This window comes from Vescimonas fastidiosa (assembly GCF_018326305.1).
GTDB lineage: Bacteria > Bacillota > Clostridia > Oscillospirales > Oscillospiraceae > Vescimonas > Vescimonas fastidiosa.
In genome coordinates, this window is record NZ_AP023416.1 from 633,648 (window position 1) to 650,663 (window position 17,016).

Here is a 17,016-nt window from a genome sequence, read left to right on the forward strand (position 1 = left end):
GAAACCAAGGTTATCCGCGTTTCAGTTCAATGCTGACGTTTCCGTTCTCGTCGATGGTCAGCGTCATGTGCCTGATGTGCTTCTCATAGAACTGCCGCCGCTCTGCGGGAGACATTTCTATCCGCGTGTTTCGCAGAGCCGCATCAAACATATCGTTGACATTCAGGTGAACGGAGTTGTCAATCCAGCGGTACATCTCCTTGAATAGTGCGTTTTTCTTGATGTCCTCGCTGTTGCCGGAGTAGAAGTCATCCAGATAGCAGTAGAATATCCCGGATTCTGCAAGTGCCGCCTTCATATCCGGTCCGCATTTTTCCCGCTCAATCATGACAAGGAATCTGGCGTCCGGCAGGGAAGAGATAAGCCCCCAGTAGTCGGAATCACTTGAGACGATGACGAAGGAATCCACTTGCTTCTGGTAGTGTTCCTGACAGGCTCTTGCGGTGAGCTTGATGTCTACCAGTGATTTGTTCTGCTTGATCCGCTCAATCATGATATGTTCAACGGGGATGCGGGTGTAGTTTTCAAGAATCCGCCACGCCGTAGCAGTATGTACGTCATCAAAGAGAATGATCGCCGTAATTTTCTGCATGACCTCATAATCAAGATTTTTGAGCGTGGCGCACAGCTTGTACGGGTCGGAGTTTTCGCAGTCCACTACCAATACGGTTTTCTCACTGTCATCTATGAAGTCGTAGATATTGTTTTTTACAAAAGCCCCTGCATCGGAGACTTTACTGTATTCCGTGAAGGCGTCGCAATGCCATTGATAAAGCAGGGTAGCAAACTTTTTATCATTATAGAGGACATTACCCTCGTCCATCGGTACCCAGTTGATATACATTTGATAGGGGTAGTAGGAGAGACTTGCGTAATAGATGTCCGCAGCATCTTTCGTTCCGTCCTCTGTCAAGCCGTTTGGCATGATGAACAGCTCTTTTATGTACGCCCAGTTAATCCAGATTGGAAAGAGGCTTTTGCAGTTGTTAATGCGGTCTGAAATCAGCCGGTTGATCTCGATAATGTGGTGGCAGAGCTTTGTACTCGCCTTTTTGATAAAGTTGATTCCGTCATTTGAAAGCTGCTGCATACTGGAAGCCGGGATGATCTCTGGCATTGAAAGCAGCCCTCGATACTCCATTCGCATGATGTCATTTATTTTCCGGTAGTTGCGCTCAATGGCGGTGCGGATGATACATAGATTACGAATGATGCGGGCATTTTTATCCTGTTCAAGCCGGCTGTATATCTCTATCTTTGGCGGCTCGTGTTCATTTTGAAAAATACGGAGCGGGACGCCGATCAGGTAGGCAACCTTCGATACAATCTCGTAGGTGCTGCCTTTGTAGGCAATCTGTTCTCCGGCATATTCGATACCATTCAACATGACTGAATTGCCCATAAATTGCTCCTTTCCTGCGGAGAGTTGAGCGATTTTTATTCAACAAAAAGAGCTGTACGAAAAACCGGACTCAGTTTTTGTCCGTTCGCACAGCCTCACATATATCTCCGATGTCACAGTTCAAGTAATCACAAATGCGCAGCAAAATAGAGAGGGACACTTCTTCCCCCTTATTCAGTTTTGTCCATGTTCCGGCAGACAGCCCTACTTCATGTCGTAGAGAAGCCTTCTTTATGTCGCGTTCCAGAAGAAGCATCCATAGTTTCTTATAGCTTATGTGCACGGCAACCATCCTTTCACTTGCTTGCATTCAACATCGCTTATAATATTATACTGGATTTCATTCTCAAAAGCAATCCGTTGATGCAGAAATTAAAGAAAAAGTTTCAATTTCTCGAACCTTCTCTCAAGGATGCAGGGCACCTCCGATCAACAGGAGATGCCCTGCTTTTGACGAGATTATTCGCGCTGTGTGCTGCGCAGATGATCACGGTCATGGTCAGCAGAGGAAGCGAGAAATGTATCAACATTAGACTTGATCGTCTCTATTTGCTTTACTTCTTTTTTGAGCTTCGCACGTTCATCATAGAGCCGCTGTTGCTCTTCAAGAAGTCGCTGCTGTTCCGCTTGCAGTGTCTTCAAGCTCGGCAGTTTTTCATCGCCCTGCATGGCAAGCAGCGTACTCCGCGCCGCCTCAAAGATCACAAGTTCGGCTTCGTGCTTTGCCTTGAAGCTCGGCTTGTCTTTCGCCTTCTGGAAGGCGTCATATACGGGTTTTAGGCGCTGGTAGTTGGAGATGTTTTTGATAAGCGGTTGGACTTCCCGTAGTCGCGCTTCGACGCCTTTCAGTTCCTTGCCGGTGCGGTCATAGGAGCTGTGAACGTCCTCGACCTTCTTTTCAAGATCGGCGTATTGGAGCAAGCTGTTTTCCGTGAGATAGTTAAGCGTCCGCGCCGCTTCCTTGAGGATTGTGAGCTTGGCTTTATACTCATAACCCCTGCTGTCGATGAGCCTGATCCGCTCCTGAATATCTCTGATGAGAGAGATGCCCTTTGGCGTGGTCTGTCTCTGACTTCTTCGGGGCGTCCGTCCGGCAATCCGCTCTTTGATGCGTTCCTCGGTATAGTTCTCTCCGATGGTTTTAGACCGGGTAAACCGCTCCTGACCTTTAGCGCGGAAGGAGATGTATTTGCCGGTCTTGATTTCATAACCAGCTTCCTGCATGAGCCGCAAAAAATCATCGTAATCCTTCGCTGTAATGACAATCCGGTCGATGGTCTGCTTGAGTTTCTGCTTCCAGCTCGTGCCGCGTTTGGCTTCGGTGTACTCCTTGTAGCCCATGCCCTTGTTCTGAGAGGGAGGGATAACAGAGAGACCGTTTTCCTTACAGAGCCGGTCGCTGACCTCGCGCATATCATAGTAAATCCGCTTGTAGCTCTTATATGCGTGGTAGTCCACGAAGTCAACCGCATTGAAAATCAGGTGGTTATGAACATGGTCTTTGTCAATGTGAGTGGTCAGCACATACTCATATTTTCCTCCGAGGATTTCATCTGCAAACTGCTTGCCGATCTCGTGGGCAAGCTCCGGTGTGACCTCTCCGATTTCAAAGGACTGGATCACATGACGGGCTATGATCCTGACCGGATTCATCCCTTTTTGCTCGGCTATTTTCCGCGTCCATTCAAATTCCCGCGCTGCGGTCTCGCTGGCACAGCCGTAGGACGAGACCAGCAGCTTCTCGTCTGTCTTTTCGGGATTCAGAATGTACGCGATTGCCTTGCTCAAAGTTCCTCGGATTGCTTTGATTTTAGTAACAGCCATACCGCGTCCATCTTTTCTTTCAGCTCGTCAATATCGTCCTGATAGAATCGTCCCGTCGAGTTGATCCTGCGGCAGACGGTATTGATGTTCACGCCGATCTTGTTGATTTCGGCGGCGAGCTTTTTCTGCTCCGTGTAGTCTACAACGATGATGTAACCGTCGATCAGCATCTTCCTTGCATACGCACCGAAGTTCTCCGTGCCGATCATTTCCATCTTCTTTGCAATCGTTCGTTCTTCCTGTGGTGTCAGCCAAATCTTCTTCTGAATGTCTCGCGTTCTTCGTACCATGCTGCGCCCTCCGTCGTAAAGATTAGAAGGGTTTGGGACTATCCCAACAAGCAAAAATCTGATGTTAAGGGCAGGGTCTCCTTAACTGATTTTTCTCCGGTGGGTACTCACCGGATTTGCTTGCTAATCTCCCAAAATCGTATTCCCCGAAGATTCCTCCGTGAAATGTCCCTTCACTTTACAACGGACACAATAAGAGCGTTTGTTGAGTACCAGATTTCAGAAAAGTCAAAAATTCATTGGATTTCCCATGTGAAAGCCACGGTGTCCGATACGTCAATATCATCCGGCTCGATTTCGGGTGCAGCGCATTTGCTCATTGCCATAAGAGGCTGAATACAGTCTTCGACCTCATAGCTCGTTCTGGAATACACATTGAGTTCGCCCCAGCTATAGTCGATATTGAGTAGCTGTCCCAGCGCATTGCCAGACGCCTTGCAAAGAATCTCCGCCTTCGCTCTGGCGTTCTCCGTCGCGCTGTTCAGGAGCTCTTCGCTTACCGTTGCCGGGTTTTTCACCGTAAACGCAATGCTGAGTTCCGGCTTCGCACCGCATTCTGCAATCGCAGAAATAACCTGTGCAAGTTGCTTGCTGTCGAAGTCAAAGGCGAGTTTTAGGCGGTAGGTGCAAGCATATCCCACAAACTCCCGCTTGTAATTTCCTTGCCGATCCTTGACGTTCTCGTACCTTGTCTGGACATCAAAGCTCGTGGTTTTCAAGTCTTCTTTGCGATACCCAACGCGGACAGCAACACCCTGCAATTTTTCAATCCTCACGGAAGCTTCCAACATTGCGTGGTCATAGGTTTCGGATAAGACTTCAATGTTCAGGGAGAGGATGATGTAATCCGGTCTGGCGGAGGCATTGCCTGTCCCTTTTACAGTGATCGTTCTCATTGCTTTCTCCCGTCCTTTCTGGAATTGAAGTCCTCATCAATACGCTTTTTCCAATCCGTACCTAGCGGTACGCTGCAACGGACAGCGGAAACCGCTTCGCTCAGAACTTCATAGTTGAGCTGCGTTCCCTCGCGGTCAGAGTGGTAGTTGACCGCTCGGTCTGCTCCGATTCCAAAATGCTTTGCCGTCTCAACTGCATCAATGTTTGCGCCGAGGAATAGAAACTCCCAGCCGTACTTTTCCTTCTGCCGCTCAATCAGCTTCTTGACCTTCTCGCTATCATAACGGCGGCTTGCATTCTCCATGCCATCCGTTGTGATGACGAACAGCGTGTGTTCAGGCACATCCTCAATTCTTGCGTACTTATGGATATTTCCAATGTGATGAATTGCTCCGCCAATAGCATCCAGAAGGGCAGTACAGCCGTGAACGTAATAGTCCTTGTCGGTCATCGGCTCGACCTTCTGAACCGGTACACGGTCATGAATAACCTCGCTCACGTTGTCAAAGAGGACGGTAGAGATCAATGCCTCGCCATTCTCCCTTTTCTGCTTTTCAATCGTGGAGTTGAAGCCTCCGATGGTGTCTGCTTCCAGTCCGCTCATTGAGCCGCTGCGGTCAAGGATGAATACGATCTCCGTTAAGTTCTTTCTCATGTTCAGTACCTCCGCATATAAAAATATGACTGCTTGGTGTCTCACCTTACAGTCATATTGTACTTTGGTATTCACTTCGTTTGGTCGCATGGCAAGCGACATTATTCCAGCGATGAGAACAGCTCCCCGTCAATGCTTATAACGTCATCCATCGGAATCTTCGTGCCGTCCTGCATGGTGATTCGCCGCTCAAAATCATCGACTTTTTTGAGCGCGCCGGTTGCCATTATATATTTGCCGCCAGCCTTCCGCTCATCAGGCTGGAAGTAGGTAATGGTGACTTCCGGTGCATCATCAAGGGCGTCCATGAGAAGCTGATACTTCATGTCCAATGCAGTCAATGCTTCCTCGTCAAGCTCGATCTTATCATCGGTTAGACGCCCGGTTTCTTTGATGGCAGCATCGTAGCCGGTGAGTGCTGCGAAGGGAGCGAACTGCGCCGCACGATCTGACATTGGCATCTGTGGTCGCGTCTTGGAGACGTGGTGAGGACGCCCCATAATCTCATCATATTTGCTTTTCATGTGCATCCCACATCTCCTTTTACAGTCAAATAATAGTTACAGCGTTGCCTTTTTCCACTTCCTGATCTTCGTTCTAAATGTTCCAAAGGGAGCAACGGTATTGACGTGAATAAACTTGTAAACCTCCCATACCGCTGTTTTGGTAGCATCATCTGCCCACTTTCTCATGTGCGGTTGAAATAACTCTTCTTCACTCATAGAATCAATCATTGTCTGGATAGAAGTAACGTTTCCTTTTAACTGATCCTTCAATTCCACTAAGGATGAATGAGAGTATGTATCTGTGAACCATTGGTATAGATCGCCCAGCTGATTCCACCTAAACAGTTCTGATGGTGTTTTCACTTCAACTCCGCGCTTCTCGTCATTTTCCCATTTTAGAAGCAGCGTTGTCCAACCGATCTGATAAGCAAGATTCTCAGCCGGTGTTCTGTCCACCTCGGCTACTCTTATATCTTTTAGGGCTTCCGGAATAGAATCAAATTCAGCAATGTATTTTTCAAAGCCTTTGCTGATTTCGGCTTTTAATTCCTCTTTATCCTTGTATGTTCTCAAAATATTTTCTCCTTGAAATTGAATTGCTGTTCACGCCTTATGCCCGCCGATCTGAGCATTTCGGTCCTTTGCGGTTGCGCCTTCTTCAAGATTCATCGCCTTGAGGATCGCGTTCTTTCCGTACTTCTTCTTGATGGCGAGAGCAGCCTTCTGAATTTTTCGTTCCCGTTCCAAGGCAGCGTCTTCGGCTTTCCGCTTTTCCTCTTCGGCGGCATAGTCGGTGAAGAGGTCGAGCTGAACAGCACCGTCATTTTTCTTCGGCGCGTCCACTTCCGGCAGGACATGATTTGCCACAACATACATACGGCGGACAAGAAGATTCTTGTCCACAATCCGGTCGAAGAGTTCTGACACAGCACACATTATTTTGCGCGTGGATGATGTGTGTTCGCCAAGGTTGATAGAACTGTGCGCCTGTTTGGGAATCTCCCGACCATAGGGGTCTTTCTCCACCGCGCCGTGATACCTTGCCCGCCGCGCCGGATCGGTCAGGTTCTCAATGTCATAGCCAACGGTAAGAACCATCTGATCGGTGACAAGCCCCTTGTCCACCAAGTCCAGCACAAGCAAGTCCGTCATTTCCCGGACAACCAGCTTCGCCTTCTGCGGCTCATAGGGGCAGTGCAATACCTGACCGGAGCTGAGGCTGTTGGAGCTGGGACGGTATGCCTTGATTGCTTCAATGGTAGTTGGCTCCCAGCCCCACGCATGGTCGATGAGCAATTCCGCATTCTTGCCGAAGAGCTTGTAAAGCAAGTCCTCGTTCCGCTCGGAACAGAGGGCAACATCGCCCATGGTGAACATTCCATTCTGTTCAAGTTTCTTGGCAATGCCTCGACCTACGCGCCAGAAGTCCGTGAGGGGCTGATGCGTCCAAAGCTCACGCCGGAACTTCATCTCATCCAGCTCCGCAATGCGGACGCCGTTCTTGTCGGCGGGGATGTGCTTCGCCACAATGTCCATTGCCACTTTGCAGAGGAAAAGATTCGTACCGATCCCGGCGGTTGCTGTGATGCCGGTTGTCTCAAGTACGTCGAGGATGATCTTCATGGCGAGGTCATGTGCCGAGAGCTTGTAGGTATTCAGGTAGTCCGTCACGTCCATGAACACCTCGTCGATGGAGTAGACTACGATGTCCTCCGGCGCAATGTACTTGAGATAGACCTGATAGATGCGGGTGCTGTACTCCATGTAGTACGCCATCCGAGGCGGCGCGATGATGAAGTCAATCGCCAGAGACGGGTTTGCTTGCAGCTCCGAGAAGAAGTGCGATGTGCCGTCCAGTCTGTGTCCCGGTGCGTCGTGCTGCCGTCCGGCATTCGCTTCCTTCACCCGCTGCTTGACTTCAAACAGCCGCCCGCGTCCGGAGATGCCGTAGCTCTTGAGGGAGGGCGTGACGGCAAGGCAGATGGTCTTGTCCGTCCGGCTTTCGTCCGCGACAACAAGGTTTGTGTCCAGAGGATCTAAGCCGCGCTCCCTGCACTCCACGGAGGCATAGAAGGATTTCAGGTCGATTGCGATGTAAGTGCGTTGCTTCATCTTCTTTGCCTCCGCTTTCTTCTTAGATTAGCTCTAATGACATTTCATTAGAGTTTTTAATGTTGAATACGACACGCCATTCAATATCACCCTCCACCGGCTCAAAGTGTAGAGAGGAACAAGCCGCATGGAGTTTTTCTTTTGAGCTGCCTCCACACACGATTGCGATTGGACCGTCCGCTCCGCCGATAATGCCGATACAAGCAATATCGTTTTGTGCCTCTGGTGCATAGCGGTCAGAGCATGAGGCAATTTCTAAAGGCTTGTCTCCCTCAGCGCAATCACAGATCGAAATATCATTGTCCGGTTCAGGAGAAAGCGTATAGCTCATAGCAGTAAAATGCGTGGGATAGAACCACCGGTCGGAACCAACGAACTTTTCAGAAATTGTTTGCTGCTCCATTTCCTGAACGGTCAATGTATATTTTGTTCCGCTGACCGGATGGGAAAAAGAAAACGAATCGCCGGGAGCGTGTGTCTTGAAATGCGGTCCCGGGACACGGCGTGACTGCTGTTCCATTGTAAGGGAGAGGGCTTTTATTTCAGGACGGCGTTTGCTTGTCCATGGAAAAGCTGCCCGAAAAATCATCCATCCATAGGATGTATCCAAACCATAGTGTTCTAATGCCCACTTTGCTTCCGCTTCATTGATCATCCTGTCCGGCAAACATGGATTAAAGACCACCGAACAGCCGTGGGAGGTCAGCATTGTTTTCCCGTTCAATTCCAAACGAGGAATAAAGTCAAGGCAAAGTGGATTGTCTAAATCTATCTGCATTTGCTGCTCCTGTGTGAAGTATTCGCAGGAGTCGTTTTCGGGGTGTAAATCCCATTTAGTCATGAACTTACGAATGTCTTCATCTGGGGTGCGCATACAAAAGTCCATGACGAGTCCCTTACTGCAAGAATACGCCGCAGGAATAACCCAATGATGCCCAGCCCAGTCAAATTGCTTATTCAACCGGATTTCCGTTCCGGCACGGCCTTTTCCCGAATGTCCCCAGAAGTTTCCCTCAAAGTAGACCTTCCACTCAGGCATGGTCAGTTCTGCTTCCGGGTTCATATCAACATCATAATAGTCCTCGGTGTACTTGATCTTGCTGTAATCAAAAGATGCTTGCAGTTTTTTGATGTATGCCCACGGCTGTTCCATAGGCGTCAATTTCATTTTCTCGGCAAGCTCTAATAGCGTTCTTTGCTGATCCTGCGTTGGAGGGTTATCCCGCAAAAAGGCTTCAAATTGGGACTTATCCAACATCCACGCCTGTTCCAACGCTGCCGAATCACTGCAAGCAAGGAGCAGCCTCAAAAAGTCTTCAAAATTGTTTGCCAACGGATGAACATAATCAGGAGCCGAGTTCATGGGACTAACGGAAAAAACCACGCCGCCAAAGCCTCGAACAAAGCAGAAGTGGATGCCATCCACACCCGCCCAGCCAAAAATAGATGCACCTTTGGGCGTGCAAAAGTAGGGGTTATTATCTTCACGACGCTCCACCCCTACGGGCGAAAGGTCAATACCACTCCGCAAAAATTTCTGAAATACTTTATCCATAAGCCTTATGCTCCTATCAAGCTCTGGTCAAAGGCAAACAGAGCCTCGTTGATCTCAAAGACGTTATAGTTCCCATGCTCCACGAAATACTCCACGATGATGTCAAACTTGTTGGAGTGGGAGAGTGCAAAACCAGCCTTCATGAGCATATCCTTCATTTCCGCAAGGGGCAGCTCAAGGGCAATGGAAAACGCAATGACTGTGGGCTTGGAAGGCTTGTAGGACTTGTCCGAGCGGATCTTCGAGAAGAGTTTCCGGTCAATGTTCGCCTTCTTGTAGCACTGTGCGTCCGTCATGCCGCGTTCGTCAATCTTCTGCAGAAGCATCTCCGAAAAGCTCTCATCGATCTGTCCCAGTGCATCGTCAAGAGTTGCTGCCTTTTCAGAACTGACTGCCATAGGAGCTGCGAGCTTTTCAATAGCTTCATCACAAACGGATGACTCGCAAGGTATGGGTTCTTCCATCCGGAAGGCACTCATTCTGCGCAGACGCTCAGAACGACTATCGGTATGCTCGTCCACATAGCGGTCATCTATGTACGCTGCAATATCAGCAAATAGCTTCCCGCTGATCTGATAGGCTTTGCGGTCGAAGATGACGATGTACACCGTCATTTCGTTTTCAAGAAGGAAACTGCTGATGGTGTCAATCGCAACCTTGAGAGCTTGATCCTTCGGATAGCCAAAAATGCCGGAGGAAATCAGAGGGAACGCAACCGACTCGCATCCGTATTCCTTCGCCAGCATGAGCGATGTCCGATAGCAGGATGTCAGTAGTTCGCGCTCACCATGCCGTCCGTCATGCCAGCGCGGACCTACTGCATGAATGACATATTTGCAGGGTAGCTTATAGCCCTTCGTGATTTTTGCGCTCCCGGTTTCGCAGCCGTGGAGCGTTTCACATTCTGCCAGCAGCTCCGGTCCTGCGGCACGATGAATGCAGCCGTCCACACCGCCGCCACCCAGCAGCGACTCGTTGGCAGCGTTGACGATGGCGTCCACCTTCATTTTTGTGATGTCATTTCTGACGATTTGAAGCGGCATGATCAAGCCCTCCCATTCGGTTACTTCGCGCCGGTCAGCAGTTTGTCCAGCGGGATTCTTTCCGGGTATTTTCCTTCGGTCAGAATGTCATATAAATACCTGTTATCCAGAATCATATCATCCCGGATAAGCTGCCAGTTTGCCTTTTTCCTGAAAAACACCTTGAAGATCAGGAAATTCATGATCGCCCCAATTACCGGCGTGGTCATGCCGAAAGCCTCGGTGTGAGAGAAATGGCATCCTGTTTTGGTTCTTTTCCCTTCAAAGGTGATGAACGCCGTTTTCTTGTCGCTCCGGAATACAATGCGGAAGTGGTTCTCATCCTGTTCGCATTCCGTAATTGTGCCGGTCACATCGTAGTCCAGCCCCATGACGATCTCGCGGAAGCGGATCTTGCTTCCTGCGTTATAGTTTCCGTTATAGAGATTGCATTCGATGTGGTAGGGACTCCATTTCACAAACTCTTCCTCAAAGTTAGCAGTCCATGCCTTTAATTTTTCATAGGAAGCCGGAATCTCTATCTGCTCTGTAAGAACAATCATTGTCAGTTTCTCCTATTCTGTCAAAGCGGCATCGGTGTCCGGGCGATCAGAATGATCGCCAGAATTGCCCCTACAAATGCCGCAGCCCCTATGACAGCCAATACCTTTTTGCTGAGTTTCTTCTTCGCTGCCTTGCAGATCAGCGCGGCGCAAGCTATGCAGATAGCCGCCGCCAAAAGCGCAATGCCCAGCGTTTCCCATAGCCAAGAAAGTTCATGTAGGATTTTCATGCGTTCATCATCTCCTGTTCGTTAAACTGGAATTTGTAATTACATTCCATACATATTGGCATTTTTTACAATTACTTTATCGCCTTTTTCTAATTGTTCCTTGGAAATTCCTCGTAACCCAAGTCCAACATGCTCTGTTTTATATCCACAACCATTTGCTTTTCGTTCTTTTGTATGTACATCGACAGTAGTAATTCTGGATTCTAAGATATCTCCATTTGCTTTATAAATACACGCATTTTCCCCTTCTCTGCACATCCCTATTAATATGTTTCCTGTGGCAACTGTTCCAATCCCCATAATTGTAAATGCATCATCAATAATCAATTCAAAATTTTCTTTTAAACACGACGGAACATCTAATTTGTTCATGTATTCTTTTTCTCGTTCTTTTTTGCTTTTACCAAATAATCCCATAGTATTTCTCCTTTAAAACTTTCGATTTTTCATTCTCTGCGACTTCCCAATAAACGGGAAGTTGGTTACTTCTTGTAATTCATTTTCTTACTTAATACCCCAAACAAAGCCAATAAAAATATTCCAATTCCAAGCAATACGCCAGCCACTTTCATTAATTCATTGTTTGTATACTCTGTATCCGGAAGAATCCCATACTTGTAATAAGAATAACTAACATGGTCTGTGGTATATGCAGCTATGGAATCTCCTACATTATATTCCGAATATACAAATCCCGGTACTTGCATTCGCTTGTGATAATCATTCACTTTTCCATTGTTGTAGTAGAAGAAATAATTCTGAGATATCGTATCAGCCGAAGCATCTTCAACCCTTTTACCTGTAATCACAATATCCTCTATATAGTAATCTTCTCCCAGTACCATCTCTTCCATTTGTGTATTAAATGCTTTAGATGTCAAAAGTATATTTATCCAGACTGTAATGAACGCTATACTTAAAATAATGAAACAAATCCAAAACAAAATTTTCTTTTGATTTCCAGTTAATATTTCTTTTGATTCTTGGTGCTTAACCAATTTATTACTCATTCCATAATACCTCTAAAGTACTTTTTTCTTCTTCCTTCCCTTCGTCCAAGAAGTGTATCTCACTCAAAGAACTCGGTCAATTCCGATTGTTGCTTACATTGTACTTCGTCCATCTCTCTAAGGACAGTGGGATGTTGTGATGAAAGTGAGAGAGATCGCTTACCTGTCAGACAATTTATCTTACTATATTTTTTGCACAATAAATTTACTGATTTAATATCTCTGCAATCGTGTTTGGTGCATATTTATTGAGTTCATGTCCTGCATTTGGAACGATGTGCAAAGTAGCTTGGGGTAGCAATTCTTTTAGCCTTTTAGAAGCCTTTAGATTGGCAGTATCCTTTTTGCCACACAAAATTGTTACTGGACAACGAATATTATTTAATTGCAAAGTAAAATCCAATGACCGCATAGAGTGAGCCAATTTTATGGTGCTGCTTTTTGATAGTCCCATACTTTCAAAAACCTTGTTTGGCATACAACGGAAGATAAGATTTTGAAAATCTATCAGTAAACTTGGAACTTTATATTGTGCGCCAATCAAAACCAGCGAATCCACTTTTTCCTCATGTCGAATGGCAAAATCAATCGCAAGAAGCGCACCTAACGAAAGACCGCAGATACGAAGCGGCTCTTTTACTTCTGAATACCGCTGTTCTAAATCACCCAAAATCTGCGAATAGGATATTTCATCTTCTGTTGAAGAAAAAAGTTCTGGGCAATCGACATCAGAAATTGATAGTTGTTGGACTACTTCTTTCCAGTCCTGTGCAGTTTGTCCCAACCCATGTAAAAAAACAGTTTTCATTAAACGCCTCCTAAGCTCAAGATAACCATCAATGCACAAACAAACTGGAATTTATAGTCCTCTCAAAACCAATTTGCTTTTTCTTCTCGAAATACGGGAATATCACTATCTCGATATGGATTGTAATTATGAAGATTGCAACCAAACTCTTTTAATGATTTTATTTTGTTATCCTGTGTCCATACAATTAAAGATATTCCGTCAAATTCTTCAACATTTCCATTATTCATTTTGTCTTTAAAATACCACTCCACGATTGTTTGATTGCCTTGATGAAAAAATTGCTTAATCTCCCAGACAAGAACACTTCCACGTGTATTCCATTCGTCAAACCAGTGCTTTACCGTTTTGCGGTTTTCATATTTAGGACTCCAACTCTCAGTATATACAACATCATCTGTAAAAATATTGTCAATTCCTAAATCTGCTTTCTTAATCCACATATCAAACCATAATCGGATAATTTTTTCTCTCTCGTTCATAAAGCACCTCCACAACTCCCGATTTGTCTGCCCCTTAAAGTCCAAGTCCTTCAACCCACGCCGCAAGCTCCTGATGCCCGACGCTGCTCTTGAAGACCTTGCCGTCCATCAGCTTTGCGCCTTTGCAGCTCGGCGCAAGGCGCTCGTTCGTCTTGCCAATGCCGCTTCCGCCAGAGGTTGCAAACGGGATGATCGTCTTGCCGGTCAGGTCATAGCTCTCAAGGAACGTATTGATAATCGTCGGCGCAACGTACCACCAGATCGGAAAACCCACAAAGATTGTGTCGTAGTCCTTCATGTTGTCCCGCTTCACGGCAATCTCAGGACGGGAGGCAGGATCGTTCATCTCAATCGTGCTGCGGGCTTTCTTGTCCATCCAGTTCAGATCAGCTTCCGTGTAAGGCACCTTCGGCTCAATCTCAAAGATGTCCGCGCCGATTGCCTCTGCCAGCGTCTCAGCTACCTTCGCGGTCACGCCGGACGCAGAAAAATATGCTACAAGTTTATTGCTCATTGTGTTCTTCCTCATCAATCTTTTCATTTCCTTCATTCAGCATGAAGTATAGCAGCGCTTCCAGCAATGTTGCCATATAGTGAAGCGACCAGTTTTCTTCCGGCTCTTTTGCCATCTTATCAAGTACGGCTCGAAAAGCCGTGGCACGGTCAATCCTTGTTTCCTCATCAATGCGGTCAAGTATGCCCTTCATTTTCAGAGCGAGTTCTTTTTCCTCGTCAGAAAGCTCCGGTATGCCAAGTAGCTCAGATAGTTTCTTGTCCTGCATAATAGCATCGTATTCGATGTATGACTTGTGCTCGGCTGACATCAATTCTTCAAAGTAGTTGATAAAAATATGAACGCGGATGCCACCTTCTTCCTCCGGGGAGAAGCAGACGGTTTGCGATTTTTCTGCAATTTCTTTCAAAAATGCAAGGTCTTCTGAGTCATCGAACTCCGCAAACGGAAGAAACATATTGATTTCCGCGTGCCAACGATGATAGTCCACGATTCCCTTGATATACCCGCGGTGTTGCTTGACAAACGCATCACAGCGTTCCAGAAGATACTCGTAGTTCTTCTTGTCCTCCGGTACAATGATCTTTGGTATCTTGTCCATTGCTTCGGAGTACGCTTTCAGCATACCACAATTAACTGCGCGGTCAAACACCTCATCGCACCATTTATCGTATTCGGCAGACTCGGTTTCCCGGTAATCCTTCTCAAAGATAATATCGTCCATTGCGTTACCCCTTTATGATTTTCTCAAGCTGCATTTCGGTCGCGTTAGGCAGACGTGAATGCAGATGTTTTAGGATACGTTCTTTAGATTCCTGCGGGTCTCGCTGATAGGCAGATGTGATAAGGTCGTACCCGAAAAGTTCTTCCGGCGTCGCATACTCTGCGACACCCCAGCCATAAGGTCTTCCGTATCTGTCCTGCATATAGACGAAATCCGCGATGCAGACATAGCTCTGCATTTGCAGCCGCGTGATGCACGTCTCAAAACCGGTGTTGCCGCCCTTGCGGTAGTTCAGAGCCTCTTTCAGCCGTTTGGAAAGCATCCTGCCTTCACCGGCTATGGCTTCATAAAGCTCCTTGTCCTTGTAGGACGCCAAGCCGTCATCCCAACGGGCGTCAAAGTCATAGCCGTCACGCCGGAAGTTCGCAAAGTCCGGAATCCACTCCCGACTCACAAATCCAGCCTTCTTGTTGAAAAGTTTGCCGTAAAGACATTTGCCGCTCCGCGCAGCCGGTCCTTTCCATTCCCACGGACCATCTACATCATCCGCAAACCATAACTCAGGTGGGCAAAGTTCCTCGATGGAGAAGCCGTGAATCTCGTTCCGAAAGAAGGGCAGAAAGCCGTATTGTTCGACGGCGGCAATCAGATCATCACTGCTCCGCAGCAATGCCTTTTGTTCATTCTCTTTCATTCTGTGTACTCCAAGCCTTCCTCTGCGCACCAGCGGATCGCAAGCTCTCGATACGCCTCCGCCAGATAATCATACCAACGCTGTTCCAGCCCGTGATAGCGCACAGACTGTTTGAAGCGGCGGAATGCGCCTTTTCCCCGGATGGCATAGGCAAGTTCCTCCTGTGCCTTTCCGGGAGGGAGCCGGTCAATGAAATCCTCCATGATGCGGTATTGATGAATCTCACACTTGGTCGGAAAGCGAAGAAACCGCTCCGGCGTATTTTCCATTTCAGCAGCAAGAGCTTTGTCTTCCTCCGTCATATCAGTCATCAATGGATCGGCAAGATAAACGGTCTTGCCGGTCTTTGTGTCCCAGAAGCTCGTGAAGACTTCATTTGCTTCTTCGATTGCCTGAATGACCTGTTTTAATGGGATCGTCATTTTCCGCAGCACCTCTTGTATTTCTTGCCACTGCCGCACGGACAGGGATCATTGCGTCCGACCTTCTTCTGTTTCTCCGGCTGGGGAGCGGAGGGCTTGATGTCTGCAAGCTGTTTCAGAAGGTCAAAGCGCAATGCCTCGCTGGGCAGCTCCATTGTGAGGATCTGCTTGCGGAAGTTTTCAATGTCCATTTCGCCGGTTTGGAGGGATTTTCGGATGTTCGGACCAAGAGAGAGCGACTTGAAGCGTTCCTCCGGAGGCGTCATCTGCATCATCTCATCCGGTGTGTAGCCACGGTTGCAGGGCATCCGCGTCGTATTGCTGAATTTGCTGTAAAGTTCAACAAACCGATTCATGTCCCGATCAGACCGGAAGCGGATGTTCCTTTTATCGAAGTGACTTAGAACGCCCTCCACACTGCCCGAAACAGACCGGACGCCGTAGAGAAGATCGTCAAAGGCATCTTCCAGTTTGTCGCCGCTCAGACCAAGCCGCTCTTCCATAAAACGGCGGAGCGCAGTCTTTTCCGGAGTGTCCTCGCAGTAGAAGGGATCGTCGTATTCCAGCAGATGCTTCTTGTCAGGCACATAGTAAGGCTTTTCCCGCTGGCTGCGCTTCGTCTCTATGAAAAGGTCAATGGACTCCCCAATCAGTGTGACATCAATGATCTCGCGGTCAAGCGGCTTTGTGTGCCTGACATCTGTGTAAAGCTCATCTCCGCCCAGAATGTAGTAGTCCTCGCACTCATGACGGGCGATCTCTGCAAAGGCAAGAAATTCATCTTCCGTTACCAGCTTCGGGCTGAGGGAGAAAACAATCTCCTTTGCCTTGTGCAGCGGAATGATACCGTAGAGGTTTGCCATCGCATTGAAATATTTGCGCAGGAGGCGCGAGGTCGTGTCCTTCAGCGGGATTTCCCGATACCGGGCGTTCAGCTCCCGGCGTGTGTATTCCTCCGGAAACTCGATGTACTGTTCCTTGCTCATGCCTCTTCTTCCTCGATAATTCCGTAGTCAATCAGGACGTTCTCTTCGGCGTACTTCGGGCAGACAATACCCATCATCTCATACCGATAACGCCTCACCCGGCGAAACGACTTAACCGCCTCCGGTGCATAGGCGGCAGTCTCGCAGTGCGCATACTCCGGCATTTCCGCAAGATCATCCCGAACGGCACGGATAAGCGCGTCCGCCACATCATCAATGCTCTTGCCGGTTTCCACGGCAACCAGTTCATGCTTCCGGACTGCCTTATCCAGATCACCGGGGGAGCGAAACAGCTTGTATTTCATATCATTGCCCGTCCT

23 protein-coding genes are annotated in these 17,016 nt (G+C 47.7%); all 23 read right to left on the reverse strand.

Going from position 1 to position 17,016, the window contains the following annotated elements; all coding sequences use genetic code 11:
* Positions 1-10 precede the first annotated feature (10 nt).
* Entirely contained in the window at positions 11-1,402 is a 1,392-nt protein-coding gene (locus KI236_RS10320; RefSeq protein ID WP_118730110.1) for an NYN domain-containing protein, read from the reverse strand.
* A 70-nt stretch (positions 1,403-1,472) separates the two neighbouring features.
* Entirely contained in the window at positions 1,473-1,712 is a 240-nt protein-coding gene (locus tag KI236_RS10325) for a helix-turn-helix domain-containing protein (RefSeq protein ID WP_118730109.1), read from the reverse strand.
* A 149-nt stretch (positions 1,713-1,861) separates the two neighbouring features.
* Positions 1,862-3,226, reverse strand: a complete 1,365-nt coding sequence (locus tag KI236_RS10330) for a relaxase/mobilization nuclease domain-containing protein (RefSeq protein ID WP_199677311.1) — start codon at positions 3,224-3,226, stop codon at positions 1,862-1,864.
* Complete coding sequence (locus KI236_RS10335; RefSeq protein ID WP_118730107.1) at positions 3,187-3,516, reverse strand: plasmid mobilization protein; 330 nt, start codon at positions 3,514-3,516, stop codon at positions 3,187-3,189. Before KI236_RS10335 ends, KI236_RS10330 begins: the two co-directional genes overlap by 40 nt.
* Before the next feature lie 236 nt (positions 3,517-3,752).
* Positions 3,753-4,412 (reverse strand): SIMPL domain-containing protein, encoded by a 660-nt coding sequence (locus KI236_RS10340; protein ID WP_118730106.1) that lies wholly within the window; start codon positions 4,410-4,412, stop codon positions 3,753-3,755.
* Positions 4,409-5,068, reverse strand: a complete 660-nt coding sequence (locus KI236_RS10345; RefSeq protein WP_117570225.1) for a vWA domain-containing protein — start codon at positions 5,066-5,068, stop codon at positions 4,409-4,411. The genes KI236_RS10340 and KI236_RS10345 overlap by 4 nt, the downstream gene beginning before the upstream one ends.
* Positions 5,069-5,169: 101 nt before the next feature.
* On the reverse strand, positions 5,170-5,592 hold the full coding sequence (locus KI236_RS10350; protein WP_118564765.1) for a hypothetical protein: 423 nt from the start codon (positions 5,590-5,592) through the stop codon (positions 5,170-5,172).
* Positions 5,593-5,628: 36 nt separating this feature from the next.
* Entirely contained in the window at positions 5,629-6,147 is a 519-nt protein-coding gene (locus KI236_RS10355; protein WP_110441591.1) for a ClbS/DfsB family four-helix bundle protein, read from the reverse strand.
* 30 nt (positions 6,148-6,177) lie between these two features.
* Entirely contained in the window at positions 6,178-7,686 is a 1,509-nt protein-coding gene (locus KI236_RS10360; RefSeq protein ID WP_118730105.1) for a Y-family DNA polymerase, read from the reverse strand.
* Between the two features lie 22 nt (positions 7,687-7,708).
* On the reverse strand, positions 7,709-9,241 hold the full coding sequence (locus KI236_RS10365; protein ID WP_118599744.1) for a hypothetical protein: 1,533 nt from the start codon (positions 9,239-9,241) through the stop codon (positions 7,709-7,711).
* A 5-nt stretch (positions 9,242-9,246) separates the two neighbouring features.
* Positions 9,247-10,284: an O-acetyl-ADP-ribose deacetylase gene (locus tag KI236_RS10370; protein WP_118730104.1), complete on the reverse strand. Its 1,038-nt coding sequence runs from the start codon at positions 10,282-10,284 to the stop codon at positions 9,247-9,249.
* Between the two features lie 20 nt (positions 10,285-10,304).
* Positions 10,305-10,826, reverse strand: a complete 522-nt coding sequence (locus KI236_RS10375; RefSeq protein WP_110441594.1) for an SRPBCC family protein — start codon at positions 10,824-10,826, stop codon at positions 10,305-10,307.
* Positions 10,827-10,846: 20 nt separating this feature from the next.
* Positions 10,847-11,056 carry a hypothetical protein gene (locus KI236_RS10380; protein ID WP_008982901.1) on the reverse strand — a complete coding sequence of 70 codons (210 nt, stop codon included), beginning with the start codon at positions 11,054-11,056 and terminating at the stop codon, positions 10,847-10,849.
* Positions 11,057-11,095: 39 nt separating this feature from the next.
* On the reverse strand, positions 11,096-11,473 hold the full coding sequence (locus KI236_RS10385) for a hypothetical protein (RefSeq protein ID WP_118564779.1): 378 nt from the start codon (positions 11,471-11,473) through the stop codon (positions 11,096-11,098).
* A gap of 65 nt (positions 11,474-11,538) precedes the next feature.
* A complete protein-coding gene (locus tag KI236_RS10390) occupies positions 11,539-12,066 on the reverse strand; it encodes a hypothetical protein (protein WP_118564778.1) in 528 nt (175 codons plus the stop codon).
* A 205-nt stretch (positions 12,067-12,271) separates the two neighbouring features.
* Positions 12,272-12,874, reverse strand: a complete 603-nt coding sequence (locus KI236_RS10395; RefSeq protein ID WP_005342549.1) for an alpha/beta fold hydrolase — start codon at positions 12,872-12,874, stop codon at positions 12,272-12,274.
* A 62-nt stretch (positions 12,875-12,936) separates the two neighbouring features.
* Complete coding sequence (locus KI236_RS10400) at positions 12,937-13,356, reverse strand: nuclear transport factor 2 family protein (protein WP_118564777.1); 420 nt, start codon at positions 13,354-13,356, stop codon at positions 12,937-12,939.
* Between the two features lie 34 nt (positions 13,357-13,390).
* On the reverse strand, positions 13,391-13,870 hold the full coding sequence (locus tag KI236_RS10405) for a flavodoxin (RefSeq protein ID WP_008982904.1): 480 nt from the start codon (positions 13,868-13,870) through the stop codon (positions 13,391-13,393).
* On the reverse strand, positions 13,860-14,594 hold the full coding sequence (locus tag KI236_RS10410) for a hypothetical protein (RefSeq protein WP_008982905.1): 735 nt from the start codon (positions 14,592-14,594) through the stop codon (positions 13,860-13,862). Before KI236_RS10410 ends, KI236_RS10405 begins: the two co-directional genes overlap by 11 nt.
* A gap of 4 nt (positions 14,595-14,598) precedes the next feature.
* Complete coding sequence (locus KI236_RS10415) at positions 14,599-15,288, reverse strand: AlkZ-related protein (RefSeq protein WP_118730102.1); 690 nt, start codon at positions 15,286-15,288, stop codon at positions 14,599-14,601.
* Positions 15,285-15,710, reverse strand: coding sequence for a UPF0158 family protein (locus KI236_RS10420; protein WP_118730101.1), 426 nt, complete (start codon positions 15,708-15,710; stop codon positions 15,285-15,287). The genes KI236_RS10415 and KI236_RS10420 overlap by 4 nt, the downstream gene beginning before the upstream one ends.
* The gene (locus KI236_RS12330; protein WP_329958978.1) at positions 15,707-16,696 is read right to left on the reverse strand and encodes a YecA family protein; all 990 of its coding nucleotides are present in this window, start codon (positions 16,694-16,696) and stop codon (positions 15,707-15,709) included. The genes KI236_RS10420 and KI236_RS12330 overlap by 4 nt, the downstream gene beginning before the upstream one ends.
* Positions 16,693-17,001 carry a carboxylate--amine ligase gene (locus KI236_RS10430; protein ID WP_118730100.1) on the reverse strand — a complete coding sequence of 103 codons (309 nt, stop codon included), beginning with the start codon at positions 16,999-17,001 and terminating at the stop codon, positions 16,693-16,695. Before KI236_RS10430 ends, KI236_RS12330 begins: the two co-directional genes overlap by 4 nt.
* Positions 17,002-17,016: the final 15 nt, after the last annotated feature.

Bases quoted from the DNA above. Each gene is read 5' to 3' on its own strand.
- KI236_RS12330 (WP_329958978.1), bottom strand. From the start codon at position 16,696: ATGAGCAAGGAACAGTACATCGAGTTTCCGGAGGAATACACACGCCGG.
- KI236_RS10370 (WP_118730104.1), bottom strand. From the start codon at position 10,284: ATGCCGCTTCAAATCGTCAGAAATGACATCACAAAAATGAAGGTGGAC.
- KI236_RS10365 (WP_118599744.1), bottom strand. From the start codon at position 9,241: ATGGATAAAGTATTTCAGAAATTTTTGCGGAGTGGTATTGACCTTTCG.
- KI236_RS10335 (WP_118730107.1), bottom strand. From the start codon at position 3,516: ATGGTACGAAGAACGCGAGACATTCAGAAGAAGATTTGGCTGACACCA.
- KI236_RS10415 (WP_118730102.1), bottom strand. From the start codon at position 15,288: ATGAAAGAGAATGAACAAAAGGCATTGCTGCGGAGCAGTGATGATCTG.
- KI236_RS10340 (WP_118730106.1), bottom strand. From the start codon at position 4,412: ATGAGAACGATCACTGTAAAAGGGACAGGCAATGCCTCCGCCAGACCG.
- KI236_RS10325 (WP_118730109.1), bottom strand. From the start codon at position 1,712: ATGCAAGCAAGTGAAAGGATGGTTGCCGTGCACATAAGCTATAAGAAA.
- KI236_RS10400 (WP_118564777.1), bottom strand. From the start codon at position 13,356: ATGAACGAGAGAGAAAAAATTATCCGATTATGGTTTGATATGTGGATT.
- KI236_RS10330 (WP_199677311.1), bottom strand. From the start codon at position 3,226: ATGGCTGTTACTAAAATCAAAGCAATCCGAGGAACTTTGAGCAAGGCA.
- KI236_RS10320 (WP_118730110.1), bottom strand. From the start codon at position 1,402: ATGGGCAATTCAGTCATGTTGAATGGTATCGAATATGCCGGAGAACAG.
- KI236_RS10430 (WP_118730100.1), bottom strand. From the start codon at position 17,001: ATGAAATACAAGCTGTTTCGCTCCCCCGGTGATCTGGATAAGGCAGTC.
- KI236_RS10380 (WP_008982901.1), bottom strand. From the start codon at position 11,056: ATGAAAATCCTACATGAACTTTCTTGGCTATGGGAAACGCTGGGCATT.
- KI236_RS10405 (WP_008982904.1), bottom strand. From the start codon at position 13,870: ATGAGCAATAAACTTGTAGCATATTTTTCTGCGTCCGGCGTGACCGCG.
- KI236_RS10375 (WP_110441594.1), bottom strand. From the start codon at position 10,826: ATGATTGTTCTTACAGAGCAGATAGAGATTCCGGCTTCCTATGAAAAA.
- KI236_RS10410 (WP_008982905.1), bottom strand. From the start codon at position 14,594: ATGGACGATATTATCTTTGAGAAGGATTACCGGGAAACCGAGTCTGCC.
- KI236_RS10345 (WP_117570225.1), bottom strand. From the start codon at position 5,068: ATGAGAAAGAACTTAACGGAGATCGTATTCATCCTTGACCGCAGCGGC.
- KI236_RS10360 (WP_118730105.1), bottom strand. From the start codon at position 7,686: ATGAAGCAACGCACTTACATCGCAATCGACCTGAAATCCTTCTATGCC.
- KI236_RS10385 (WP_118564779.1), bottom strand. From the start codon at position 11,473: ATGGGATTATTTGGTAAAAGCAAAAAAGAACGAGAAAAAGAATACATG.
- KI236_RS10390 (WP_118564778.1), bottom strand. From the start codon at position 12,066: ATGAGTAATAAATTGGTTAAGCACCAAGAATCAAAAGAAATATTAACT.
- KI236_RS10395 (WP_005342549.1), bottom strand. From the start codon at position 12,874: ATGAAAACTGTTTTTTTACATGGGTTGGGACAAACTGCACAGGACTGG.
- KI236_RS10350 (WP_118564765.1), bottom strand. From the start codon at position 5,592: ATGAAAAGCAAATATGATGAGATTATGGGGCGTCCTCACCACGTCTCC.
- KI236_RS10420 (WP_118730101.1), bottom strand. From the start codon at position 15,710: ATGACGATCCCATTAAAACAGGTCATTCAGGCAATCGAAGAAGCAAAT.